The organism is Pseudomonas sp. KH_046_2, from assembly GCF_057838985.1.
In genome coordinates, this window is sequence record NZ_CM174480.1 from 525,226 (window position 1) to 550,084 (window position 24,859).

The following is a 24,859-nucleotide window of genomic DNA, read 5'->3' on the forward strand; positions in this document are numbered from 1 at the left end:
AGTTTTGCAAGTATTGCTATCGGCTGCGATCCGTTTCCGGGTCAGCGAAACGGGATGCCAATGGACTGCAACAGCTTGCCTTCCCGGTCGTGATAATTCACCTGGAGCTGCCCGGCCTCGACGACCAGGTGTGCAAAGTTATCCTGGCTGATCACGTTGCTGGTCAGCTCATGCCGATAGTCGCCGGAGGCGGTGCAGACCAGGGGTTGACCGAGGACGAACGTGGAGGCCGTGGCAAAGGGCAACATTCTGCTGTTGCACAGCGGTGACGAGACGATGGTGTGGACTTCGAAATCGGGGTCCTCGCTGTGGGTCAGACGGCTGGTCAGCGAACCGTGAACATCACCGGAAATGAACACGACGTTCTTGATGCGGTGTGTGCGAATGGTCTCCAGCAACCGTAGCCGTTGTTCGGGGAAGGCCTGCCAGGCGTCATCATCCGCGCGCTTTTGGTCAGGGTAGAACATGACACTGGTGACCACTAATTTGACCCGCGCCGGGCTGTGGATCAGCCAGTCGCACAGGGCTTGTTCCTGGGTTGTATCGAGAATGCGTCGGTCAGTGGCCGACAGATTGCGTCGGGTTCGACTGTCGGTCACAAACCATTCGATATCACCTTCAGTAAATTGATACCAGTATTTGTCCAGTCGTTTATTTATAAGTCCATCATCGGTTAGTGCGTGAGCTGGACTATGGCTGGCCTGATACAACTCATAGGCCCTGATTGCGTTTGCATATAAGTAGTCATCGGACTTGCTCTTGTTGGCGGGCCAGTTGTCTTCTATTTCATGGTCGTCAAGGATCATGTAGGTGGGCAGCTTGGACATTAGATTGGCGATATTTATCTGCGAAAACGCCACACGATATTTATGCAGGATTTCCTTGAGTTCCCGATCAGGGGCAATGATGTTCAAGTCATCGACATAGATTTGGTCACCCGTCATCACCAGCGCACTGACGGGAGGACTGGCTTGCTCCACCAAGCGTGAAATTGAAGCGAAGATTCTGTCGCCCAAGTGAGGGGCTGATGCAATGCCGGCGGTCATGCGCAGATATCGGCAGGAGCCGACAATGTAGGCCCTTGGCAGGCCGGCCTGGCGGGGGCGGGTACGCAAGTGATAAACCTGCCGTGGCCATTGCAGCGGCAGTTCCTTCACCGTGTCGACGGTGTGCGCCGGGCCCGTCGGGCTGAACCACCCCGCCTGATACTCATAGTCGGAGTCGGCGGACAGATTGTTTAGTGCAAAGACTTCGCACATGTCGTGCTCGGGTTCGAGTTTCGCAAAGTTGCCTTTTGACCAGTGATCTTCGCCTTGTCGTCTATAACGAATTCCGGCAAATACCAAAGTGTATTTATTGTGTTCGCCGCGCAAAAAAATACGGGCATGATTAGTGGTGGTGTGGCCAATAATCGGGCCGACAGTTGGTTTGAGCATGTTTGAGTCCATTCTGCTGCCAACGAATTGGTTAGATGGTTGTTTCGGATGTAATAAGTAGTCTTTCAGTCAAGGCTAGTTATTTGGCCCGAAAAAATATCTGGCGGAAATGGATTCGAGTTGTGGGCGATATCAGCCACAAATGTAGGAAGAAGTCTTAAGTAAAAAAATCAGGCAAAAAAAGCCCCGCCAAATTGGCGGGGTTGAGGTACGAGCGTGGCGCTCGGAAACGTGGAACGCGATCGGCCCTCCGGTGAAGGAGGGCCGGTCGGTGTTACAGGAGCATGGTGCGGATGTCGCCCAGCAGGTCGCTCAGACGCTTGGTGAAGCGTGCAGCAGCGGCGCCGTTGATCACACGGTGATCGTAGGACAGCGACAGCGGCAGCATCAGTTTCGGCTGGAAGGCTTTGCCGTCCCAGACTGGCTGGATGGTTGCCTTGGAAACACCGAGGATCGCCACTTCCGGCGCGTTGACGATCGGCGTGAAGCCGGTGCCGCCAATGTGGCCGAGGCTGGAAATGGTGAAGCACGCGCCTTGCATCTCGTCCGACGAGAGCTTCTTGGTCCGGGCTTTTTCAGCCAGGGAAGCAGCTTCGGCGGCCAGTTGCAGCAGGCTCTTCTGGTCGACGTTCTTGATGACCGGTACCAGCAGGCCATCCGGGGTGTCGACGGCGAAGCCGATGTTCACGTACTTCTTGCGGATAATCGCTTTGCCGCTTGGCGCCAGCGAGCTGTTGAAGTCCGGCAGTTCCTTGAGCAGGTGCGCGCAGGTCTTGAGCAGCAACGGCAGGATGGTCAGCTTGACGCCGGCCTTCTCTGCAACGGCTTTCTGGGCAACGCGGAACGCTTCGAGCTCGGTGATATCCGCCGAATCGAATTGCGTTACGTGCGGCACGTTCAGCCAGCTGCGGTGCAGGTTGGCGGCGCCGACCTGCATCAGGCGGGTCATCGGCACTTCTTCGATTTCACCGAAGCGGCTGAAGTCCACGACCGGAATCGGCGGGATGCCCGCGCCACCGGTTGCGCCAGCAGCAGCGGCCGGTGCTTCCTTGGCCTTCTGCATCATGGCCTTGACGTAAAGCTGCACGTCTTCCTTCAGGATGCGACCGTGCGGACCGCTGGCACCCACTGCGTTCAGCTCGACGCCGAATTCACGGGCCAGTTGACGCACGGCAGGGCCGGCGTGAACCTTGGCGCCCGGCTTGGCTGGAGCAGCGGCCGGGGCTGCAACAGGTGCGGCCGCGGCAGGTGCAGCAGCGACTGGCGCCGGAGCGCTCGGAGCAGCAGCGGCAGGTGCCGGTGCAGCGGCCGGAGCGGCGCCTTTGACTTTCAGCTTGAGGATCAGGTCGCCGGTACCGACTTCGTCATCGAGCTTGATGGAAACGCTTTCCACCACGCCAGCGGCAGGCGACGGGATTTCCATGCTCGCCTTGTCGGATTCCAGGGTGATCAGCGACTGGTCGGCCACAACGGTGTCGCCGGCCTTGACCAGGACTTCGATGATCTTGGCCTTGCCCGCCGAACCGATGTCCGGAACGTGGATGTCCTGAACGCTGTCGGCCACTGGAGCAGCCGGAGCTGCCGCAGGAACAGGTGCAGCGGCAGCAGCTGGAGCGGCAACCTGGGCCGGGGCAGCAGCCGGTGCAGCAGCACCCGCCACTTCCAGGTCCAGGATCAGGTCGCCAGTGCCGACTTCGTCGTTGAGCTTGACGCTGATGGCCTTGACCACGCCAGCGGCAGGCGACGGGATTTCCATGCTCGCCTTGTCGGATTCCAGGGTGATCAGCGACTGATCAGCCGCGACGGTGTCGCCGACCTTGACCTGGATCTCGATGATCTGGGCCTTGCCCGACGAACCGATGTCCGGCACGTGCACTTGCTGAACGCTGGCAGCAGCCGGCGCAGGAGCAGGAGCGGCGGCAGGCGCAGCAGCCGGTTTGGCTTCAGCCTTGGCGGCTGGCGCAGCGGCAGCCGCAGGGGCCGCAGCAGCGGCACCTTCGACTTCCAGCTCCAGCAGTTCGTCGCCTTCTTTCAGGCGATCGCCCAGCTTCACTTTCAGGCTCTTGATGATACCGGCCTTCGGCGCAGGCACTTCCATGCTCGCCTTGTCCGACTCAAGTGTCAGGATGCTCTGGTCGGCTTCGATACGGTCGCCGACCTTCACAAACAGTTCAATTACTTCACCTTCACCGCTGCCGATGTCAGGTACGCGAATGAGTTCGCTCACAGAATCTCTCCTCAGCAGTCCAGTGGGTTGCGTTTTTCCGGGTTGATACCGAACTTGGCGATGGCTTCAGCCACGACCTTAGGTTCGATGTCACCACGGTCAGCCAGTGCTTCCAGGGCTGCCAACACCACGAAATGACGGTCGACTTCGAAGAAATGACGCAGTTTCTTGCGGCTGTCGCTGCGGCCGAAACCGTCGGTGCCCAGGACTTTGAATTCCTTGGACGGTACCCACTGACGGATCTGCTCGGCGAACAGTTTCATGTAGTCGGTAGAGGCTATGACCGGACCTTTACGGCCGATCAGGCACTCTTCGACGTAGCTCAGCTTAGGCTTCTGGCCCGGGTGCAGACGGTTGGTGCGCTCAACGGCCAGGCCGTCGCGACGCAGTTCGTTGAAGCTGGTAACGCTCCATACGTCGGCGCCGACGTTGAACTCTTCACGCAGGATCTTCGCCGCTTCGCGGACTTCACGCAGGATGGTGCCGGAGCCCATCAGCTGAACGTGGTGCGCTGCTTCGCGGTTGTCTTCTTCGAGCAGGTACATGCCTTTCTTGATGCCTTCTTCGGCACCGGCCGGCATGGCTGGCTGCTGGTACGACTCGTTCATCACGGTGATGTAGTAGAAGACGTCCTGTTGCTCTTCGGTCATCTTCTTCATGCCGTCCTGAATGATCACCGCCAGCTCGTAGCCGTAGGTTGGATCGTAGGTGCGGCAGTTCGGGATGGTCGAGGCCAGCAGGTGGCTGTGACCGTCTTCGTGTTGCAGGCCTTCACCGTTCAGGGTGGTACGGCCGGCGGTGCCGCCGATCAGGAAACCACGGGTGCGGCTGTCGCCGGCGGCCCATGCCAGGTCGCCGATACGCTGGAAGCCGAACATCGAGTAGAAGATGTAGAACGGCAGCATCGGCTGGTTGTGGCTGGAGTACGAAGTACCGGCAGCGATGAAGGAGCTCATGGCGCCCGCTTCGTTGATGCCTTCCTCGAGGATCTGGCCCTTCTGGTCTTCCTTGTAGAACATCACCTGGTCTTTATCGACTGGCTCGTAGAGCTGGCCGACGGAGGAGTAGATGCCCAGCTGGCGGAACATGCCTTCCATACCGAAGGTACGGGCTTCGTCCGGGATGATCGGCACGATGCGCGGGCCGATTTCCTTGTCCTTGACCAGTTGCGCGAGGATCCGCACGAAGGCCATGGTGGTGGAAATTTCGCGGTCGCCCGAGCCGTCCAGGATCGCCTTGAGGGTTTCCAGTGGCGGAGTCGGGATGTTGAAGCTCTTGGCGCGACGCTGAGGTACGAAGCCGCCCAGTGCGGTACGGCGCTCGCTCAGGTAACGGGCTTCGGCGCTGCCTTCTTCCGGTTTGAAGAACGGCAGGTTTTCCAGCTCGTCGTCCTTGACCGGGATGTCGAAGCGGTCACGGAACAACTTCAGGCTGTCGACGTCGACTTTCTTGGTGTTGTGCGCAGTGTTCTTCGCTTCGCCGGCGCCGGTGCCATAACCCTTGATGGTCTTGGCCAGGATGACGGTCGGTTGTTCTTTGTGGTTGACCGCTTCGTGGTACGCCGCGTAGACCTTGTACGGGTCGTGGCCGCCACGGTTGAGTTTCCAGATCTCGTCGTCGGACAGGTCTTCGACCATTGCCTTGAGTTCAGGCGTGTTGAAGAAGTGTTCACGCACGAACGCGCCGTCTTTGGCTTTGTAGTTCTGGTACTCGCCGTCGATGACTTCGTCCATGCGACGTTGCAGGATGCCGTGGGTGTCCTTGGCCAGCAGCGGGTCCCAGAAACGGCCCCAGATGACTTTGGTCACGTTCCACTGAGCACCGCGGAACACGCCTTCGAGTTCCTGGATGATCTTGCCGTTGCCGCGAACCGGGCCGTCGAGGCGCTGCAGGTTGCAGTTGATGACGAAGATCAGGTTGTCCAGCTTCTCGCGGCCGGCCAGGGAGATCGCGCCCAGGGATTCCGGCTCGTCGCACTCGCCGTCGCCCAGGAAGCACCAGACTTTTTGTTTGCCGGCAGGAATGAAACCGCGGTGCTCCAGGTACTTCATGAAGCGTGCCTGGTAGATCGCCTGGATCGGGCCCAGACCCATGGACACGGTCGGGAACTGCCAGAAGTCAGGCATCAGCCAAGGGTGCGGGTAGGACGACAGGCCCTGACCGTCGACTTCCTGGCGGAAGTTGTTCATCTGGTCTTCGGTGATGCGGCCTTCCATGAATGCGCGGGCGTAAACGCCTGGCGAGGTGTGGCCCTGGAAGTAGATCAGGTCGCCGCCGTGTTCTTCGGTCGGGGCCTGGAAGAAGTAGTTGAAGCCGATGTCATACAGGGTCGCACTGGAAGCGAAGCTGGAGATGTGACCGCCGAGGTCAGAATCTTTCAGGTTCGTACGCATTACCATGGCCATCGCGTTCCAGCGTACCAGCGAGCGAATGCGGCGTTCCATGAACAGGTCGCCAGGCATGCGTGCTTCGTGGGTTACCGGGATGGTGTTGCGGTAAGGCGTGGTGATGGCGTAAGGCAACTGCGAACCGCTGCGGGTCGCCAGTTCACCCATACGGGTCATCAGATAGTGAGCACGGTCTTCGCCTTCTTTGTCGAGAACCGATTCCAGGGCGTCCAGCCATTCCTGGGTTTCGACGGGATCGAGGTCTTGCATGGCTTGCTCCAGGGCGGAAAGGCTACCAGAATCGGTTGCCTGAGTTAGCGACTGGCCTTGTGGGCAGACGTTATGAATTCTTGGATTGCCGACAGGTTGTTCCGGCGGCGTGTAGTTTTACTACAAATCTTCCGGCATTTCAGCCCGGCTAATGTATATACGAGTAGTAAAACTACAGAAGAGCGGCTTGTGGCCCCCGGCTGCGTTGTGAGAATAATCGTTAAGGTTGGTCTTTTTCCAACTACAAAAGGTAAAAGCTTGATGCTGGCTGCCAAAATTAAAGAAATTTCAGCTATTTCTAACTTTTGTTCGACAGTCCCTCAGGTAGTGGGTTTTCGCAATCCACTACATGCAGTCCGTTGTACGCCGATCAAGGATAGACCATGAGCCTCCCTTCGCTTGCTGAACTGCCCGCCATTCTCCTGCCGTTTGTCACCCGCGCCGAGCAGTCATTCCGGGCTGCCGTCGCCGCTCTGGACGATGACCACGGGCTGTCTGCCTGGGCCCCGGAACGCTGGGCGCAATTTGCCCGCGTCACCGCCGCCAGCGATTTCGTGATTGAACAGTGTGTTCGTGACCCTTTGATGTTGCTGGAACTGGTGCAGTCCGGCGAACTGGACCGCAGCTTCGCTCCCGGTGAGTTGTGCGGGCAGATCGCGGCCGCCGCAAACGTGGCCGAGACCGACGATCTGCTTGGCCGCGCCTTGCGCCGCCAGCGTGCACGGCATCAGGTGCGGATCATCTGGCGCGACCTGACCCGCCAGGCTGACCTGGTCCAGACCTGCCGCGACCTCTCGGACATGGCCGATGCCAGCATCGATCAGGCCTATCAATGGTTATATGTGCGGCATTGCCAGCAGTTCGGCGTGCCGACCGGGCGGCGCAGCGGCGAGCCGCAGCAGATGGTCATTCTCGGCATGGGCAAGCTCGGCGCGGTGGAGTTGAACCTGTCCTCGGACATCGACCTTATATTCGCCTACCCCGAGGGCGGCGAAACCGTCGGCGTGAAACGCCCGCTGGATAACCAGGAGTTCTTCATTCGCCTGGGCCAGCGGCTGATCAAGGCCCTGGACCCGATGACTGTCGACGGCTTTGTATTCCGCGTTGACATGCGCTTGCGTCCCTACGGTTCGGCGGGTGCGCTGGTGCTGAGCTTCAATGCGCTGGAGCAGTATTACCAGGATCAGGGTCGCGATTGGGAGCGCTACGCGATGATCAAGTCGCGGGTGGTGGCCGGCGATCAAGTGGCTGGCGCGCAACTGCAAGACATGCTGAGGCCATTCGTTTACCGGCGTTACCTGGACTTTTCCGCCATCGAAGCGCTGCGCACCATGAAGCAGCTGATCCAGCAGGAAGTGCGGCGCAAGGGCATGGCCGACAACATCAAGCTCGGTTCCGGCGGTATTCGCGAAGTCGAGTTCATTGCCCAGGCGTTCCAGTTGATCCATGGCGGCCGCGATCTGAGCCTGCAGCAGCGCCCACTATTAAAGGTGCTGAGCACGCTGGAAGGTCAGGGTTACCTGCCGCCGGCCGTGATCAGCGAGCTGCGTGAAGGTTACGAATTCCTGCGTTACACCGAGCACGCGATTCAGGCGATTGCCGATCGCCAGACGCAAATGTTGCCCAATGGCGAACAGGATCAGGCGCGTATTGCCTTTATGCTGGGTTTCGCCAACTGGACGGCGTTCCACGAACAACTGATGTATTGGCGTGGCCGCGTGGCCTGGCATTTCGGGCAGGTGATCGCCGATCCCGACGAAGAGCAGGGCGCCGAAAGTGAAGTGGTGGTCGGCGGTGAGTGGTTGCCGCTGTGGGAAGAGGCTCAGGACGATGAGGCCGCTTGCCGCCAACTGGAAGAGGGCGGTTTCAAGGATGCCCCAAAAGCCTTGAAAGCCTTGGCCGGTTTGCGCGGCAGCCCGCAATTGAGGGCGATGCAGCGTCTGGGGCGCGAACGTCTCGATGCTTTTATTCCGCGTTTGCTGGCGCAGGCCGTGGAACATGACAATCCGGACCTGGTACTGGAACGGGTGCTGCCGCTGGTCGAAGCCGTGGCCCGTCGTTCCGCGTACCTGGTGCTGTTGACCGAGAACCCCAGTGCGTTGCGGCGTTTGCTGACGCTGTGCGCGGCGAGCCCGTGGATCGCCGAGCAAATTACCCGCTTCCCGCTGCTGCTCGACGAATTGCTCAACGAAGGCCGGCTGTTCAAGCCGCCACTGGCGCCAGAGCTGGCGGCCGAATTGCGCGAGCGCCTGACACGGATTCCCGAGGACGACCTCGAACAGCAAATGGAAGCCCTGCGCCACTTCAAGCTGGCGCACCGCTTGCGGGTGGCCGCCTCGGAAATCGCCGGCAGCCTGCCACTGATGAAAGTCAGCGATTACCTGACCTGGCTCGCCGAGGCGATCCTGGAGCAAGTGCTGGCGCTGGCCTGGCGTCAAACGGTGGCCAAGTACGGCACGCCGCTGCGCACCGATGGCACCTTGTGCGATCCCGGCTTCATCATTGTCGGTTATGGGAAAGTCGGCGGCCTGGAACTCGGGCATGGTTCGGACCTGGATCTGGTCTTCATCCACGATGGCGATCCGCAGGCTGAAACCGACGGACCCAAACCCATCGATGGCGCGCAATTCTTCACCCGGCTGGGGCAACGGATCATTCACTTGTTGACGGCGCAGACCAACTCCGGGCAGCTGTATGAAGTGGACATGCGTCTGCGGCCGTCCGGTGCGTCGGGGTTGCTGGTAAGTTCCCTGGGCGCGTTTGCCCGCTATCAGGAAAACGAGGCCTGGACCTGGGAGCACCAGGCGCTGGTGCGGGCGCGGGTGTTGGTGGGCAGTCAGGATGTCGGCCAGGCGTTCGAGAAAGTCCGCGCCGCGATATTGGGCAAGACGCGTGACCTGCCGACCCTGCGCCAGGAGGTCAGCGAGATGCGCGCCAAGATGCGCGATAACCTCGGCAGCAAGAGCACGGCGGCGGGCACCGGGGCAAATGCCTTCGAGGCCACGGCGCCGTTCGATATCAAGCAGGACGCCGGAGGTATCGTCGATATTGAATTTATGGTGCAATACGCGGCCCTGGCGTGGTCCGAAACACACCCGCCATTGCTGCGCTGGACGGACAACATCCGCATTCTGGAAGAGCTGGAGCATGAAGGGCTCATGCCCGTCGAAGATGCCAGCCTGTTGCGTGAAGCCTATAAAGCGTACCGTTCCGCCGCCCACCGGCAGGCCTTGCAGAAGGACCCGGGGGTGATTCCGGGCGACCAGTTCGCGGACGAACGGCGGCAGGTCATGCGGATCTGGCGTGAGCTGGGGCTAAGCTGAAACGGGATATTTGATACGCCAATATTCCCTGTAGGAGCGAGTCTGTGGCGAGGGGGCTTGCCCCCGTTTGAGTGCGTAGCACTCACAAGATCTTTGGTGCATCAGAGTTTTTGGGGCTGCTTTGCAGCCCGACGGGGGCAAGCCCCCTCGCCACAAGCTCGCTCCCACGGTAGATCTGCGGTGTTTTGTAGAATTTTCGAGGCGGGGAGGCGTAGGCCTCCCCGGTTCGTTTATGGAAACCACATGAATATTCTGATCGTTGGGCCCAGTTGGGTCGGTGACATGGTGATGGCGCAGACACTTTTCCAGTGTCTGAAACAACGCCACCCGCAATGCGAAATCGACGTGCTGGCCCCCGAGTGGAGCCGGCCGATTCTCGAGCGTATGCCCGAAGTTCGCCAGGCCTTGAGCTTTCCGCTCGGTCACGGTGTCCTGGAGCTGGCAACGCGTCGGCGCATCGGCAAATCCCTGGCTGGCCAGTACGACCAGGCGATCCTGTTGCCCAATTCCCTGAAGTCGGCGCTGGTGCCGTTCTTTGCCGGCATCCCGAAACGCACCGGCTGGCGTGGCGAATTGCGCTATGGCCTGCTCAACGACGTGCGCACGCTGGACAAGGATCGTTATCCGCTGATGATCGAGCGCTTCATGGCCCTGGCTTACGAGCCGGGCGTTGAATTGCCAAAACCCTATCCGCGTCCGACGCTGCAGATCGACCCGGTTACCCGCGAAGCGGCGCTGGCCAAATTCGGCCTGACCCTCGACCGCCCGGTGTTGGCCCTGTGCCCCGGTGCCGAGTTCGGCGAGTCCAAGCGCTGGCCGTCCGAGCATTACGCCAAGGTTGCCGAAACGAAGATCCGCGAAGGCTGGCAAGTCTGGCTGTTCGGTTCGAAAAACGATCACGCCGTGGGCGAAGACATCCGCGCGCGGCTGATTCCCGGTCTGCGTGAAGAGTCAGTGAACCTCAGTGGCGGCACCTCGCTGGCCGAAGCCATCGACCTGATGTCCTGCGCCGATGCGGTGGTGTCCAACGATTCCGGCCTGATGCACGTCGCCGCCGCGCTGAACCGCCCGCTGGTTGCGGTCTACGGCTCGACGTCGCCAGGTTTCACGCCACCGTTGGCCGAGCACGTCGAAGTCGTTCGCCTGGGTATCGAATGCAGCCCATGCTTCGATCGCACCTGCCGTTTCGGCCATTACAACTGCCTGCGCCAACTCATGCCGCAAGCGGTGAACGAAGCCTTGCAGCGGTTGCAAGGCACTCCGGTCGAGGTCAAATAGCTTGCGGGTTCTGTTGATCAAGACTTCTTCGCTGGGCGACGTCATTCACGCGTTGCCGGCGTTGACCGACGCGGCGCGGGCGATTCCCGGCATCAAGTTCGACTGGGTGGTGGAAGAAGGCTTTGCCGAGATCCCGACCTGGCATCCGGCGGTGGACAAGGTGATTCCGGTGGCGATCCGTCGCTGGCGCAAAAACATCTGGCAGACCATCAAGAGCGGTGAGTGGAAACGCTTCAAGCAAAGCGTTCGCGCCACCCAATATGACTTGGTGATCGACGCCCAGGGCTTGCTGAAAAGCGCCTGGCTGACCCGTTACGTCAAGGCTCCGGTGGCCGGTCTCGATAAAAACTCTGCACGCGAGCCAATCGCCGCGCGCTTTTACGACCGGCGTCTGGCCGTTGCCCGTGGGCAGCACGCGGTGGAGCGAGTGCGTCAGTTGTTCGCCATCGCGTTGGGCTATGACTTGCCCAAAGGCCTGGGCGATTACGGACTGAATATCGAGCGTCTGGTGGAATTGCCGCGCAAGAATCCGTACGTGGTGTTTCTGCACGGCACCACCTGGGACACCAAGCACTGGCCCGAAGCCTACTGGCGCGCGCTGACCGAACGGGTCGGCTACCTTGGGGTCGGTGTGAAACTGCCTTGGGGCAATGCCGTGGAAAAGGCCCGCGCCGAGCGCATCGCTGCCGGTTTCAAACACGCCGAAGTGTTGCCCAAACTGAACCTGGCCGGTGTCGGCAAGGTGCTGGCGGGCGCACAGGCCTGCGTGGCGGTGGACACCGGCCTCGGCCATCTGGCCGCCGCGCTGGATGTGCCGACGTTGTCGCTGTTTGGCCCGACCAACCCGGGCCTGACCGGCGCCTATGGCAAGGTGCAGATTCACATGGCCAGCGACTTCCCTTGTGCACCGTGCCTGCAAAAGAAATGCACTTATCAACCGACGGCTGAAGATGCCCGTCAGTTTGACCTGAAACGCGAGTGGCCGTTGTGCTTCACGCGTCTGAATCCCGAGCGTGTCGCCAGCCGACTGAGCACGTTGTTAATGGCTGAGGAGCTGCGCTGATGCAATTGGCATTTGTCTTGTACAAATATTTTCCGTTTGGCGGCTTGCAGCGCGATTTCATGCGAATCGCTCTGGAGTGCCAGAAGCGCGGCCATCAGATTCGCGTCTATACGCTGATCTGGGAAGGCGACGTCCCTCCGGGTTTCGAAGTGCTGGTGGCGCCGGTCAAGGCGTTCTTCAACCATCGGCGCAACGAAAAGCTCAGCGAATGGATGGAGGCGGACCTGGCCAGGCGCCCGGTGGACCGCCTGATCGGCTTCAACAAGATGCCGGGCCTGGACGTTTACTATGCCGCCGACGGTTGTTTCGAAGACAAGGCGCAGAACCTGCGTAACTCGCTGTATCGTCGTTGGGGCCGCTATCGCCATTTCGCCGAATACGAGCGGGCGGTGTTCGCCAAAGAGGCGAAGACCGAAGTGTTGATGATTTCCGAGGTCCAGCAGCCGCTGTTCATCAAGCATTACGACACGCCGCTGGAACGCTTCCACCTGCTGCCACCGGGCATTGCCCAGGACCGTCGCCGGCCAGCCGATGCCGATGAAATTCGCGCCGGGTTCCGCGCGGAGTTCAACCTCAAGGACGACGAACTGCTGCTGGTGCAGATCGGCTCCGGGTTCAAGACCAAGGGCGTGGACCGCAGCCTCAAGGCGCTGGCGGCATTGCCTGCTGAATTGAGGAAGCGCACCCGGCTGTTTGTAATTGGCCAGGATGACCCCAAGTTATTCCAGATGCAGAGTGCAACATTGGGCTTGGGTGACAACGTCACGTTCCTCAAGGGACGCAGCGATATCCCGCGTTTCCTGTTGGGTGCCGACCTGTTGGTCCACCCGGCGTACAACGAAAACACTGGCACCGTGCTGCTCGAAGCGCTGGTGGCCGGCCTGCCGGTGCTGGTGAGTGCGGTGTGCGGTTACGCCCATTACATCGCCGAGGCTGATGCGGGCCTGGTGCTGGACGAACCGTTCGATCAGGCACAACTGACGCAGTACCTGACCGGCATGTTGAACGACGCTCAAGCAAGGGCGGCCTGGAGCCGCAATGGCCTGGCCTTCGCCGAAACGGCCGACCTCTACAGCATGCCGCAGCACGCGGCCGATGTGATTCTGGCGGAGCACGCTTAAATGAAGTTGATGCTGGCTGAACCGTTCAAGAGCCTCTGGGCCGGACGCGACCCGTTCGCCGAAGTCGAGGGGCTTGAGGGCGAGGTGTACCGCGAGCTGGAAGCACGCCGGACATTACGCACGGAAGTCGACGGCAACGGGTTTTTCGTGAAAATCCATCGTGGCATCGGCTGGGCCGAAATCTTCAAGAACCTGCTCACTGCCAAGCTTCCTGTACTGGGTGCCGGTCAGGAGTGGAAGGCGATTCAGCGCCTGCAGGAAGTCGGCGTGCCGACCATGACCGCCGTCGCATATGGCGAGAAGGGCAGCAACCCGGCCGACCAGCACTCGTTCATCGTCACTGAGGAGCTGGCGCCGACGGTCAGTCTCGAAGATTTCAGCATTAACTGGACCAGGCAGCCGCCCGAGCCAAAACTCAAGCGCGCGCTGATCGCCGAAGTCGCACGCATGACCGGCATGATGCACCGCGCCGGGGTCAACCACCGCGACTGCTACATCTGCCATTTCCTGCTGCACACCGACAAGCCGGTGACCTTTGATGACTTCAAGCTTTCGGTGATCGACCTGCACCGCGCCCAGACCCGCCCGGCGATCACCTCGCGCTGGCGCAACAAGGACCTGGCCGCGCTGTACTTTTCCGCGCTGGACATCGGCCTGACCCGCCGCGACAAGCTGCGTTTCCTCAAAGGCTATTTCCAGCAGCCGCTGCGCCAGATCCTGATTGAAGAGGCGTCTTTGCTGGCCTGGCTCGATGGCAAGGCCAACAAGCTCTACGAGCGTAAACAGCGATACGGGGATGCGCTCTGATGTCGGGTTGGAAACTGGATCCGGCCTACAGCGAGTTGGCCGATGACTTTGGCAGCCTCGAGGCTGTGTTTGCGCTGCAAGGCGAGCGTTTGACCAGTGATGTGCTCTCGGAGGTCATCCGTGTCGAGCGCAATGGCGTCAACTATTACGTTAAGCGGTATGTGGGCGCTGGCAAAGGCTTGCGGCGTTACCTGGGCAAGCCTCGGGTGAAGATGGAATGGCAGAACCTCAAGCGCTTCGCCAAGTGGGGCATCCCCACTGCCGAAGTGGTGGCCTGGGGGCTGGAGCGGCGCGGTGCGGCCTACGCTCGCGGCGCGATGATTACCCGGGAACTGCCGCGTACCGAAGACTTGTCGGCACTGGCCGAGCGCCGCGACCCGAAACTGTCGGATCGCGCCTGGGTCGATACCGTCAGCCGTCAGCTGGCCCAATACACCCGGACCATGCACGACCACCGCTTCACCCATAACGATTTGAAGTGGCGTAATCTGCTGATCGACGATGAGGCTCGAGTGTTTTTGATCGACTGCCCCAACGGCGATTTCTGGCGCGGTTTCTGGCTCAAGTACCGTATTACCAAGGATCTGGCGTGCCTGGACAAGGTCGCCAAGTATCAATTGTCGGCTACCCAGCGCCTGCGCTTTTACCTGCAATACCGCAACCGGACCCGGCTCAATGCCGCGGACAAAAAACGCATCCGGCACGTGGTGAGATTTTTCGAGGGACGCGAATGACTGACTTTCTGGCCGCTGAAGACCGTGCGCTGCTTGAGCGCCATGGCCTCGGCACGTTCGAGACGCTCTGGGCCAAACAGCTCGATGCGGTGGACGAACCCAACACCGGTCGCGGCGGCTGGAGCAGCGTGTTTCGGCTGGATCTGGAAGGTCATGGTTTCTACCTCAAGCGTCAAAGCAACTACCTGACCCGCACCTTGCGCGCGCCGTTTGGCGAGCCGAGTTTCGCTCGCGAGTTCCGCAACATCTCCCGTTACCGGAAGATGGGCATTCCGGCGCTGGACGCGGTGTTCTATGGGGAGCGCAAGGTCGATGGCGAAGTCCGTGCGATCCTGATGACCCGCGCCCTGGACGGTTGGGACGACCTCGACTCGCTGTTGCAGCGCTGGGCTCAATTGAGCCCTGAGCAGCACTCGGAAATCCTCAAGGCCAGTGGCGAACTGGCCCGACAGCTGCACGCCGCACGCCAGGTGCATGGGTGCTTCTATCCCAAGCACATTTTCATGCGCGCCACCGGCAACGGCTATCAGGCTCAATTGATCGACCTGGAAAAGACCCGGCCGCTGCTGTACGGGCAGCGTGACCGAATCAAGGATCTGGAGCCGCTGACACGCCGCGCGCCCGAGTGGGGCGAGTCGCAACTGCGGCAACTGCTGGCCGCCTATCTGGACCAACCGCAGGACAGTTCGCTGATCGACAGCTGGCTGCAGCGGTTGACCGCGCGGCGCAGTCAAAAGGGGCCGCGCTGATGCGTTTGTCCGAACTGAAGTCTGCCGGCCGAGCCCCAAGCTTGCCGCTGAGTGTTTCGCTGGCCGACGCCGCCGGTCCCGCCGAGCTGCAACTGCTGAGTCTGTTGCGGGTGTTGCCGGGGCAGCGTTATGTCGGTGCCGGCGTCTGGCGTGGCCGGCCGGTGTTGGCCAAATTGCTGGTCGGCAGCAAGGCTGCACGGCATTTTCAGCGCGAGCTGGACGGCGTGCGCCTGCTCTCTGCCCAGGGGCTGACTACTCCGCAGCTGTTGGCCGATGGCCTGAAGGACGGCGAGGGCGGCTGGCTGCTGTTTGATTTCCTTGAGCATGCCGAAAGCCTGGGCGACACCTGGAAGCAGGTTGAGCAGCAGCCCGTACTGTCCGATGGGCAAGGGGCGGTGCTGGCCGAAGCGCTGGGTGCGATCGGCCAGATGCATCGCAAGGGCCTGTGGCAGGAAGACTTGCACCTGGATAACTTGCTGCGTCAGGGCGGCCGCCTGTATCTGATCGATGGCGCGGGTATCTGCAGCGAGACGCCGGGCCAGCCGCTGTCACGGCAGAAGGTCCTGGAAAACCTCGGGGTGTTCTTCGCCCAGTTGCCGAAGTCGATCGAACCCTTCATTGAAGAATTGCTGGTGTATTACCTGCTCAGCAACGGCGAACACGCCTTGCCCATGGAAGCGTTGCAGAAGCAGATCGACAAGGTCCGCAGCTGGCGCCTCAAGGATTTCCTGATCAAGGTCGGCCGCGAGTGCACGCTGTTCAGCGTCCAGCGCGGGGCCTTCGGATTGCGGGCGATTCGCCGCGAGGAAGTGTCGTCGATGGTGCCGGTGCTGGAGCAGGCCGACGCCTTGCTCGATCAGGGGCATCTGTACAAGACCGGCGGTGCGGCGAGCGTCGGCAAGGTCGAGGTGGGCGGCCGCACGCTGGTGATCAAACGCTACAACATCAAGGGTTTTGCCCACTGGCTCAAGCGTTTCTGGCGCCCGAGCCGGGCCTGGCATTCATGGCGCGAAGGCAACCGCCTGGCGTTCCTCGGGATTGCCACGCCCAAGCCGCTGGCGTTGCTGGAAAAGCGTTTCCTGTGGCTGCGCAGTCGGGCTTACCTGATCACCGAGTACCTGTCGGGCCCGGACATCATCGAGCGTTTTGCGCCGTATGTTGAAAGCGGTGATGCACCGGAAGCCGAGCTGGCGGCACTGGATCATCTGTTCGCCGAATTGATTCGTCTACGCATCAGCCATGGCGACTTCAAGGGGCATAACCTGTTCTGGCAGCAGGATCGCTGGGCGCTGATCGACCTCGACTCGATGTGCCAGCACGGCTCTCTTGGCAGCTTCGCCCCGGCGTATGCAAGGGATCGCGCGCGGTTCATGCGCAATTGGCCTGAGGGCAGTGCCCTTTATCAGGTCATTGATCAGCGGTTGCCCAAAGACATCTCCAGCGCTGCTTAAGCCGCTATCGCGAGCAGGCTCGCTCCCACAGGGATTGGTGGTGAACACAAAACCTGTGAACACCTCAGTTCAAATGTGGGAGCGAGCTTGCTCCGGGCGGCGTTCCGACGATGAGGCCGGAACTGCCAACCGAGAAAGCAGACAGGTTCTTGTGAACCGTCCTACGCGTTCTTGGGAAGTCATGAACTGTGGCCCGAATCGCCCCGATGCTAGTTTGCCTGACGTTCTCGGAGGGCAGGCTTTGACGATCAAAATGGCAGTTTCAGCGGGTGTTTTATCAGTGTCGCTAACGGGCTGCGGGACCGCCGCCACCATCCTGCAGGATGAAGCCCAGGCCGCGCAGGGGCTGCGCCGGCAAAAGACCTATTGCCAATCCATTCCCCGGGTCTACAGCGGCCTGGCCTACGACTTCTGTGTATTGAATGCACCACCAGACCCTACGGGTATCCTTGTGCCACTCGTATTGGTGGACCTGGCCCTGTCTGGCGCGCTGGACACCGTTGTCTTGCCGTACACGATTTACCGGCAAAGCGTGGACGGCAATATTTCCATCTATTGGCGACCTGCGCGCGGATAAAAAATGTCACGAGGCCCCGGCCGTAGTTGCATGCCGCTTGCGGCTAGAGGTTTGCCGCTGCTTTTACGCTATAATCCCGCCCTTTAGCTGTCTCTCGCCCCTTGCGAGGGCACATTAATTTTTGAGGCGCTTGCGCCTGCATGCAGACTAAAGAGGCTAGACCCCTGTGGCATTGACGATTCTTGGCCTGTCCGGCGCCCTTAGCCATGATCCTTCCGCAGCCCTGTATATCGACGGCAAGCTGGTCGCGGCGGCTGAAGAGGAGCGCTTCGTACGCGATAAACATGCAAAGAACCGCATGCCCTACGAATCGGCGAAATTCTGCCTGGAACAGGCCGGTATCAAGCCGTCCGACGTTGACGTGGTCGCAATTCCATTCGCACCGATCAGCCTGTTCGGCAAGGCCCGCTGGCAGTACGCCAAGCGTTACTGGTACGCCCCGGACCGCGCCCTCGACGCGATCCTGATGGGCAACCGTCGCTACAAGCGCTATCGCAACAAGATCGTCTGGTGCCTGGAGCAACTGGGTTTTGATCCGAAGAAGATCAAGATCGAGCCGGTCGAACACCACCTGGCCCACGCCTCCAGCGCTTATCACTGCTCCGGTTTCAAAGAGAAAACCGCGATCCTGGGCATCGACGGCAAGGGCGAGTACGCCACGACCTTCTTCGGTTATGGCGAAAACGGCAAGATCCACAAGATCAAGGAATTCTTCGATCCGGACTCCCTCGGCGGCCTGTACGGTGCGATCACCGAGTTCCTCGGTTTCGATATGCTCGACGGTGAGTTCAAGGTCATGGGCATGGCGCCGTACGGCGACGCCAGCAAGTACGATTTCTCGCGCCTGGCTTCGTTCGAAAACGGCGAGCTGGTGATCAACACCGACTACGCCAACGTGATCGGCCTGCGTCGCTACAAAGAGAAGGGCAAGGGTTACTACTTCTCACCGAAGCTTATCGAGTGGCTGGGTCCAAAGCGCGAAGGCGACATCGCCGACGAGCCTTACATCCACTACGCCGCCAGCATTCAAGCGCTGTTCGAAAAAATTGCGCTGCAGATGATCGACCATTACCTGGGCGACGTGCTCAAGGAAACCGGCAAACTGGCCTACGCCGGCGGCTGTGCGTTGAACGTCAAGCTCAACCAGAAAATCATTGCCCGCGACGACGTCAAAGAGCTGTTCGTACAGCCTGCATCCGGTGATGCCGGCACCGCAGTCGGCGCAGCGGCCTATGTGTCCCACGCCCGTGGCGTACCGGTCGAGAAGATGGAACACGTCTACCTCGGCCCGTCGTACAGCAACGAAGACGTGATTGCCGCATGCGCCCGTCACGAGAACAAGCCGGCGTGGCGCAAGCTCGACAACATGCCGGAGCAGATCGCCAAAATCATGGTCGATGGCAACCCGGTGGCCTGGTTCCAGGGTCGCATGGAGTTTGGTCCGCGCGCCTTGGGCGGTCGTTCGATCATCGGTTGCCCGAGCATTGCGGGCGTGGCTGACCGCATCAACCACCAGATCAAGTTCCGCGAGCGCTGGAGGCCTTTCTGCCCGTCGATGCTCGACACCGTGGCGCCGCAGATGATCAAGATCGATCACCCGGCTCCGTTCATGACCTTCACCTTCGAAGTGGCGGAAGAATGGAAGACCCGCGTGCCGGAAGTCGTCCATGAAGACGGCACCTCCCGCGCCCAGGTGCTCAAGCGCGAATACAACCCGCGTTACTACGACATGATGAAAGCGCTGGAAGTGCTGACCGGCAACGGTGTGTCGCTGAACACGTCGCTCAACCGTCGTGGCGAGCCGATGATCTGTTCGCCGACCGACGCCCTGAACATGTTCTTCGGTTCGGATCTACAGTATCTGATCATGGAAGACATCCTGGTGGTCAAAGAGGGCGCGAACGCCTATGACACGTTCGGCTGAACGCCATGTGCTGCAGTTCTGCCACGGCTATGACGGGCCGTTCCTGGACTGCGCACGGCAGTACGCCAGCCTGTTCGCGGGGACCGGTTATCGAGTGACCACGGTGTTTCTCACCGGGGTTGCCGATGCCGAAGTCGCCGCGGGCTGCGCCTCCGACGAAGTGCTGTTCATGGAGTACAGCTCCAAGGCCATTCGCGGCCTGAAGCTGGGTGCCATCGGCGATCTGCGCAAGATCGCCGCGTCGCGCAACTTCAGTTTCTGCATCGCCCACCGCTTCAAGCCGATCTATATCGCCTTGCTCGGCACGTCGTTGCCGGTCATTGGCGTGCATCACGCTTTTGACGATTACAAACGTGGCAGCCGCAAACTGTTCGCGCATATTTTCCGCAAGCGTTTGAGTCTGCTCGGTGTGTCCGACGCCGTGCGCGACGACATGCGCCAATGCCTGCCGAAGTGGCCGGCTTCGCGGATCCAGACCTTGTACAACCGTATCGATGTGGACGCCTTGCAGGCGACCCAGGTGTCGGCTCGCGAGGCCCGGGAAACCCTTGGTTTGTCGGCGGATGCGTGGATCGTCGGCAACGTCGGGCGGCTGCATCCGGACAAGGACCAGGCCACGCTGCTGCAGGGTTTCGCCGAGGCGTTGCCGGGGTTGCCCGCCAACAGCCAGCTGGTGATTCTCGGCAAGGGGCGCCTGGAGGAGAACCTCAAGGACCAGGCTCGGGAACTAGGCATCGGTGATCGGGTTCTGTTCCTCGGTCAGGTACCGGACGCGCGCAACTACTTCCGGGCCTTCGATGTGTTCGCCCTGAGTTCCGATCACGAACCGTTCGGCATGGTGCTGCTGGAGGCCATGGCCGCTGGAGTTCCTTTGCTGGCCACGGCGTGCGGCGGAGCGAAAGAGGTGGTCGAAGGCGTGGGCATCCTGTTCCCATTGGGTGATGCCGAGCGTCTGGCCCAAGGGCTGCAACATCTGGCCGGCATGGATGATCAGCAGCGCCGGCAGTGTGCCGAGTTGATGCTCGAGCGCTTGCGCGAACGCTTTTCCGACCGCGCAGTGCGCGATGCTTTCTGGCATTTGCCACACGTTACCGAACTGGCACAGAGGGGCTGATGCTCAACCGATTTCAAGGCTGGCGCGAGCGTGGCTGGGCGGTAGTCGACGCCTCGACTTACGCCGAAACCTGGCAGCGTTATGGCGGCAGCGTCGCGACTCATCCCATGGTGGTCGAGCGGCTGGCGCAACTGGCTGACATTCCGGTGCGTTACCTGGCCTGGGTGCAGGGTGATGAGGTCAAGGCGGCGATCCCGACCTGGGGCCGCGACCTGGCCTTGTCCAAGGACGTACTCAAGCGTCGCGGCAAGAAAGGTCTGTTCGACCTGGGCAACGCCGAGATCATCCTGCCGGCCGCTGCCGATACCCAGGCGCCTTTGCGCCATCGCGCGCGGTACCTGTCGGCGCTGAACGAAGGCCGTTTCACCGGCATCAAGTTGCAAACCGAACAACTGGCCATGGCCCGCACGCCCGAAGAACTGTCGAAAAAATTTCGCTATAACCAGCGCCGCGAATTGCGCTTGCTGGAAGAGGCCGGTGGCGTGGTGCGGCCGGTGTCCGAATTTTCCAGCGCTGAGTTGGCGGCGATTTACTGCGACCTGTTCCAGCGTCGCTGGGGTTTCCCGGCGACGGGTGCCGAACGCATGGCCGAGGTCATCGAGTTGCTGCGCGAGTTGCTGATCGGTTCGGTGATTTTCCTCAACGATGCGCCGATTGCGATTCAACTGGTGTACCGCGTCGAAACCTCGCAGTGGATCAGTGTCGAGTACATCAACGGCGGGGTCGATCCCGAGACTCGTGAGTTCAGTCCCGGTAGCGTATTGAGTTTCCTCAATACCCAAAGCGCTTGGGAGCATGCCCGAGCGCAGGACAAACCGTTGCGCTTTTCCTTCGGTCGCGCCGACCGTGAATACAAGGATCGCTGGTGCAACCCCGTGCCGGTCTTCACCGTATGAGCCAAGCCATGAGCCGCAAACAGCAACTGCTCAAGCGCCATCGGCGCAATAAACGTATCGGTCTGTTGATTGCGCTGGTGCTGTTGATCGTCATGGGTGTGCTGGTGGCCTGGTGGTTGCCGCTGGTGCTGGCGGTTCTGGGCTGGATTGCCCACGAAGCCTGGTTTGCCGACCATCTGTTCTACTCACCGAAAGACGATTACCAGTACAGCTTTCCCCCGTACACGCCCCAACCCAAGGTGCACCTGAGCGGTGAACATTTGCGGCTGGACGAGGGGGTGATGCTGGTCGACGACGCGACGCTGGTGCTGGCCCTGCGGGTAAAAAGCACCTGGCTGGGACGTTTTATCGATCCAGTGGTCGAGTTGGCGGGGGGCGAAAACCCTGACCGACAAACCTTCGAACGGGGCGTAAACGGCCTGCGTTACCTCAATCTCAGTGGTCAGGCTCAGGCGCTGTCCCGTGGTGAGCTGCGCTTGCGTGGGCGTTTCTGTCGCGTGTTCGGTGAGCCTGTGCTGTGGGCACTGGAACATCCGGATTACCGGCGTCAGCGGGTCATGGTCATCGCGCCCCATGCCGATGACGCCGAGCTGGCGGCCTACGGTTTGTACAGCCAGGCCGACGAAACCTGGATCGTCACGCTGACAGCGGGCGAAATCGAAGCCGAACACTACCGGCAGATGGGTCTGAACAAGGTCGATGCGGCCCGCTTGAAAGGTCGTCTGCGCACCTGGGACAGCATCGCCGTGCCACGTTGGGCCGGTGTACCCGAGGCCCGCTGCGTACAACTGGGTTATTTCTGTCTGCAACTGGCGAGCATGCAGGCCGCGCCTGCGGTGGCGGCAGGATCGCGGGAAGCGGACCTGTGCGATACCCGCCTGTTCCGTCAGTTGAATCCTTTCGCGCTGCCGGGCGATGCCGATGGCGTGCCGACCTGGAACAATCTGCTGGCGGATCTGCGAGAGTTGCTGCTGCGGGCCCGGCCCGAGGTCATCGTCCTGCCGCATCCGACCCTGGATCCGCATCCCGATCATATCTGCGCTCAGGCGGCGGTCCTTGAAGCCTTGCAAGGCCTGGACTGGCAGCCGACCACGCTATTGGGCTATGCCAACCACCTGCACGACAACGACCGCTGGCCGATGGGCGATACCGGTGATGGCATCGCCTTGCCGCCGGCCTTCGATCCGGCCCAACCGATGCAGCCTTATTGTCTGCCCTTGCCGCTGGAGCAACAGCGAGACAAGGCCATGGCGTTGGGCATGATGCACGACCTGCAGCCGGCGATGCCGTTCAAGCGTCGCTTGCGCCGGTTGATCCAACGCTTGTTGGCCGGCCGGTTGCCGCCCACCTATGGCCAGAACGAATTCTTTCGCAAGGCCGTCCGGCGCCACGAGCTTTTGTGGTCCATCAAGCACACACCAGGCAATGTTTCTCAGCGGGGAGAGTTATGAGTCAGCGGTCAAAGGTCCTGCAACTGCAGCCTGACTACAACGTCAAAGCCCATGATTTCGCCGACCTCGCGGAGCAAATCGTCAAGGCCCTGCCCAGTGATCGCTATGAGGTGACCGCCGCGTTTCTACGCGGCAAACCCGGGCCGGGCGAAGCAGTGAGCCGGGCCGACCGTTCGGTGTACTTCGAGTTTTCCGACAAGTCCCTCAAGGGTATGCGCCTGCGGGCCATGTGGCAGCTGTACAAGTTCTGCCGTCGGGAAAAATTCGATGTGGTGATCTGCAACCGCTTCAAACCGGTGAACATGATGCTGGCGCTCAACCGCTGGTTGAAAGTGCCGTTGTGCATCGGCATTTCCCACGGCTTTGGCGAGTACGACCGTTTTTACCGGCGCCGCCAGACCCAGCGCTTGATCGATCGTCACTGGCGCTTCGTTGGCGTGTCGCCTGCGGTGAAACAGTATCTGCTGGACTGTGACTGCGGCTTCACCGACCAGAATACCTACGCCATCACCAATGCCATCGACATCGAGCAAGCCGAAGGCCTGCAGCACAGTCGTGAAAAGGCCCGTGAAATGCTGGGCATCGATCCGTCGGTGCGGCTGATCGGTGCGTTGGGGCGACTGGTGCCGGTCAAGGGCCATATCTATTTGCTGCAGGCCTTTGCCGCGCTCAAGGACAAATACCCCAATACCCAGTTGGCGATCATTGGTGCCGGCCGCGAAGAGTCGCGCCTGGCGGCGGAAATCGACCGCCTCGGCCTCAGTGGCCGCGCCCATTTGCTGGGGTTCAAGGAAATTGCCCTGCAGTACATTCGCGCTTTCGATATCTGGACCATGCCCTCCCTGGCCGAAGGCCTCGGGCTGGCGCTGCTTGAAGGCATGAGCGGGCATTTGCCGGTAATTGCCTCGAACGTGCCGGCCATGTTGCCGCTTATCGAGGGGGCCGGTGGCCTGGCGATTACGCCGAAGGATGTGCCGACGCTGCAGGCGGCTCTGGACACTTACCTTGGTCTTTCGGATGACGAGCTCAAGGCCAAGGGCGAGCAGGCTTTCCGTTATCTGCAACAGCACCATGACATCGAGGAGTTCCGTCGCGAATACCTCAATCTGATCGACTCCGGCCTGGAACAGGCCCGCAAGGAGCAGCCATGAACGACGCGCAACCCATCGTCACGGTCATTATCGCGTCGTACAACCACGCCCCTTACATCGAGGAAAGCATTCTCAGCGTTCTCAACCAGACCTATCGGAACATCGAGTTGCTGGTGGTCGACGATGGCTCGAAGGATGACAGCGTCGAGCGGATCAAGGCGTTGCAGGCCATCCATGGTTTCGACTTCCGGGTCCAGGAAAACCAGGGGCTGACCAATACCCTCAACGGTGCGATTGCCCGGGCAAAGGGCAGCCTGATCGTGCCGTTCGGTTCGGATGACATCATGCTGCCGGAGCGAATCGCCGCCCAGGTCGCGCATATGGACGGCAAGCCAGAGGTCGGCATTTGTGCCGGTAACATCGAACTGATCGATGCCGACGGCAATCTCTACCCGGAGAAGCGCCAGCGCCGGGATGTGCCGTTCCGTCGTCTGGACTTCGATGACATGTTCCTGGAGCGCAAGCCCTATCCTCCGGCTCCCACCCTGATGATCCGTCGCGAAGCACTGGACAAGGTGGGCGGTTTCGACCCGACCATTCGCCTGGAAGACTTGCTGATCGAGTTGAAGGTGACCCATGCCGGTTACTTCATCGATGGTCTGAATATGTTGATGGCGCGCTATCGCAAGCACGCCACCAACTCCTACAAGAACCACCGCTTCATGATCGACAGCATCCTGCGTACTTACGCGCTCTTCAGCGATCACCCGCTGTATGACGAGGTGCGCTACAAGTTTCTCAATTCCATGTTCCTCAAGACCGCCAACCGTGATCGCAAGCTGGCGCGGGAGTTGCTGGCGCAGATTCCGTTCAAGGCCTGGAACAAGAAAACCTGGCGCGGGCTGGGCCGGATGTATTTCTCACGGCTGGAGAAGGACTGAGCCGCAGGCTCGACTCAAG

The 24,859-nt window shown here is 60.8% G+C and carries 18 protein-coding genes; 15 read left to right on the top strand and 3 right to left on the bottom strand.

The window, feature by feature from the left end; translation table 11 throughout:
* Positions 1–41: 41 nt before the first annotated feature.
* The 3 genes from AC3IX1_RS02400 to aceE form a co-directional block, all read right to left on the bottom strand.
* Positions 42–1,436, bottom strand: a complete 1,395-nt coding sequence (locus tag AC3IX1_RS02400; RefSeq protein WP_489386985.1) for an alkaline phosphatase D family protein — start codon at positions 1,434–1,436, stop codon at positions 42–44.
* Between the two features lie 274 nt (positions 1,437–1,710).
* Positions 1,711–3,663: a dihydrolipoyllysine-residue acetyltransferase gene (gene aceF / locus AC3IX1_RS02405; RefSeq protein ID WP_489386986.1), complete on the bottom strand. Its 1,953-nt coding sequence runs from the start codon at positions 3,661–3,663 to the stop codon at positions 1,711–1,713.
* Between the two features lie 11 nt (positions 3,664–3,674).
* On the bottom strand, positions 3,675–6,320 hold the full coding sequence (gene aceE / locus AC3IX1_RS02410) for a pyruvate dehydrogenase (acetyl-transferring), homodimeric type (protein ID WP_489386987.1): 2,646 nt from the start codon (positions 6,318–6,320) through the stop codon (positions 3,675–3,677).
* A gap of 383 nt (positions 6,321–6,703) precedes the next feature.
* Between aceE and glnE the strand changes: the two genes are divergently transcribed.
* From glnE to AC3IX1_RS02485, 15 genes are all read left to right on the top strand, one after another.
* Positions 6,704–9,643 (top strand): bifunctional [glutamate--ammonia ligase]-adenylyl-L-tyrosine phosphorylase/[glutamate--ammonia-ligase] adenylyltransferase, encoded by a 2,940-nt coding sequence (gene glnE / locus AC3IX1_RS02415; protein ID WP_489386988.1) that lies wholly within the window; start codon positions 6,704–6,706, stop codon positions 9,641–9,643.
* A gap of 243 nt (positions 9,644–9,886) precedes the next feature.
* A complete protein-coding gene (gene waaF, locus AC3IX1_RS02420; RefSeq protein WP_489386989.1) occupies positions 9,887–10,921 on the top strand; it encodes a lipopolysaccharide heptosyltransferase II in 1,035 nt (344 codons plus the stop codon).
* A gap of 1 nt (position 10,922) precedes the next feature.
* Positions 10,923–11,984 (top strand): lipopolysaccharide heptosyltransferase I, encoded by a 1,062-nt coding sequence (gene waaC / locus AC3IX1_RS02425; protein ID WP_489386990.1) that lies wholly within the window; start codon positions 10,923–10,925, stop codon positions 11,982–11,984.
* A complete protein-coding gene (locus AC3IX1_RS02430) occupies positions 11,984–13,105 on the top strand; it encodes a glycosyltransferase family 4 protein (RefSeq protein ID WP_489386991.1) in 1,122 nt (373 codons plus the stop codon). The genes waaC and AC3IX1_RS02430 overlap by 1 nt, the downstream gene beginning before the upstream one ends.
* Complete coding sequence (rfaP, locus tag AC3IX1_RS02435; protein ID WP_489386992.1) at positions 13,106–13,912, top strand: lipopolysaccharide core heptose(I) kinase RfaP; 807 nt, start codon at positions 13,106–13,108, stop codon at positions 13,910–13,912. It abuts the gene before it with no gap.
* Entirely contained in the window at positions 13,912–14,646 is a 735-nt protein-coding gene (locus tag AC3IX1_RS02440; RefSeq protein WP_046039745.1) for a lipopolysaccharide kinase InaA family protein, read from the top strand. Before rfaP ends, AC3IX1_RS02440 begins: the two co-directional genes overlap by 1 nt.
* The gene (locus AC3IX1_RS02445) at positions 14,643–15,395 is read left to right on the top strand and encodes a lipopolysaccharide kinase InaA family protein (protein ID WP_489386993.1); all 753 of its coding nucleotides are present in this window, start codon (positions 14,643–14,645) and stop codon (positions 15,393–15,395) included. The genes AC3IX1_RS02440 and AC3IX1_RS02445 overlap by 4 nt, the downstream gene beginning before the upstream one ends.
* Positions 15,395–16,846 (top strand): lipopolysaccharide kinase InaA family protein, encoded by a 1,452-nt coding sequence (locus AC3IX1_RS02450; RefSeq protein ID WP_489386994.1) that lies wholly within the window; start codon positions 15,395–15,397, stop codon positions 16,844–16,846. Before AC3IX1_RS02445 ends, AC3IX1_RS02450 begins: the two co-directional genes overlap by 1 nt.
* Positions 16,847–17,087: 241 nt before the next feature.
* Positions 17,088–17,423: a YceK/YidQ family lipoprotein gene (locus AC3IX1_RS02455; protein WP_489386995.1), complete on the top strand. Its 336-nt coding sequence runs from the start codon at positions 17,088–17,090 to the stop codon at positions 17,421–17,423.
* 166 nt (positions 17,424–17,589) lie between these two features.
* Complete coding sequence (locus tag AC3IX1_RS02460) at positions 17,590–19,347, top strand: carbamoyltransferase family protein (RefSeq protein WP_489386996.1); 1,758 nt, start codon at positions 17,590–17,592, stop codon at positions 19,345–19,347.
* Entirely contained in the window at positions 19,331–20,461 is a 1,131-nt protein-coding gene (locus AC3IX1_RS02465) for a glycosyltransferase (protein ID WP_489386997.1), read from the top strand. The genes AC3IX1_RS02460 and AC3IX1_RS02465 overlap by 17 nt, the downstream gene beginning before the upstream one ends.
* Positions 20,461–21,357: an antimicrobial resistance protein Mig-14 gene (locus tag AC3IX1_RS02470; protein ID WP_489386998.1), complete on the top strand. Its 897-nt coding sequence runs from the start codon at positions 20,461–20,463 to the stop codon at positions 21,355–21,357. Before AC3IX1_RS02465 ends, AC3IX1_RS02470 begins: the two co-directional genes overlap by 1 nt.
* Before the next feature lie 8 nt (positions 21,358–21,365).
* Positions 21,366–22,808, top strand: coding sequence for a PIG-L deacetylase family protein (locus tag AC3IX1_RS02475; RefSeq protein WP_489386999.1), 1,443 nt, complete (start codon positions 21,366–21,368; stop codon positions 22,806–22,808).
* Positions 22,805–23,959 (top strand): glycosyltransferase family 4 protein, encoded by a 1,155-nt coding sequence (locus AC3IX1_RS02480; protein WP_008016942.1) that lies wholly within the window; start codon positions 22,805–22,807, stop codon positions 23,957–23,959. The genes AC3IX1_RS02475 and AC3IX1_RS02480 overlap by 4 nt, the downstream gene beginning before the upstream one ends.
* Positions 23,956–24,840, top strand: coding sequence for a glycosyltransferase (locus AC3IX1_RS02485; RefSeq protein WP_489387000.1), 885 nt, complete (start codon positions 23,956–23,958; stop codon positions 24,838–24,840). Before AC3IX1_RS02480 ends, AC3IX1_RS02485 begins: the two co-directional genes overlap by 4 nt.
* Positions 24,841–24,859 lie beyond the last annotated feature (19 nt).

Excerpts from the sequence above, each read along its gene's own strand:
- glnE (WP_489386988.1), top strand. The coding sequence starts at position 6,704 with ATGAGCCTCCCTTCGCTTGCTGAACTGCCCGCCATTCTCCTGCCGTTT.
- AC3IX1_RS02440 (WP_046039745.1), top strand. The coding sequence starts at position 13,912 with ATGTCGGGTTGGAAACTGGATCCGGCCTACAGCGAGTTGGCCGATGAC.
- AC3IX1_RS02465 (WP_489386997.1), top strand. The coding sequence starts at position 19,331 with ATGACACGTTCGGCTGAACGCCATGTGCTGCAGTTCTGCCACGGCTAT.
- waaF (WP_489386989.1), top strand. The coding sequence starts at position 9,887 with ATGAATATTCTGATCGTTGGGCCCAGTTGGGTCGGTGACATGGTGATG.
- AC3IX1_RS02485 (WP_489387000.1), top strand. The coding sequence starts at position 23,956 with ATGAACGACGCGCAACCCATCGTCACGGTCATTATCGCGTCGTACAAC.
- AC3IX1_RS02450 (WP_489386994.1), top strand. The coding sequence starts at position 15,395 with ATGCGTTTGTCCGAACTGAAGTCTGCCGGCCGAGCCCCAAGCTTGCCG.
- rfaP (WP_489386992.1), top strand. The coding sequence starts at position 13,106 with ATGAAGTTGATGCTGGCTGAACCGTTCAAGAGCCTCTGGGCCGGACGC.
- AC3IX1_RS02470 (WP_489386998.1), top strand. The coding sequence starts at position 20,461 with ATGCTCAACCGATTTCAAGGCTGGCGCGAGCGTGGCTGGGCGGTAGTC.
- AC3IX1_RS02475 (WP_489386999.1), top strand. The coding sequence starts at position 21,366 with ATGAGCCGCAAACAGCAACTGCTCAAGCGCCATCGGCGCAATAAACGT.
- AC3IX1_RS02400 (WP_489386985.1), bottom strand. The coding sequence starts at position 1,436 with ATGCTCAAACCAACTGTCGGCCCGATTATTGGCCACACCACCACTAAT.
- AC3IX1_RS02480 (WP_008016942.1), top strand. The coding sequence starts at position 22,805 with ATGAGTCAGCGGTCAAAGGTCCTGCAACTGCAGCCTGACTACAACGTC.
- AC3IX1_RS02430 (WP_489386991.1), top strand. The coding sequence starts at position 11,984 with ATGCAATTGGCATTTGTCTTGTACAAATATTTTCCGTTTGGCGGCTTG.
- aceE (WP_489386987.1), bottom strand. The coding sequence starts at position 6,320 with ATGCAAGACCTCGATCCCGTCGAAACCCAGGAATGGCTGGACGCCCTG.
- AC3IX1_RS02445 (WP_489386993.1), top strand. The coding sequence starts at position 14,643 with ATGACTGACTTTCTGGCCGCTGAAGACCGTGCGCTGCTTGAGCGCCAT.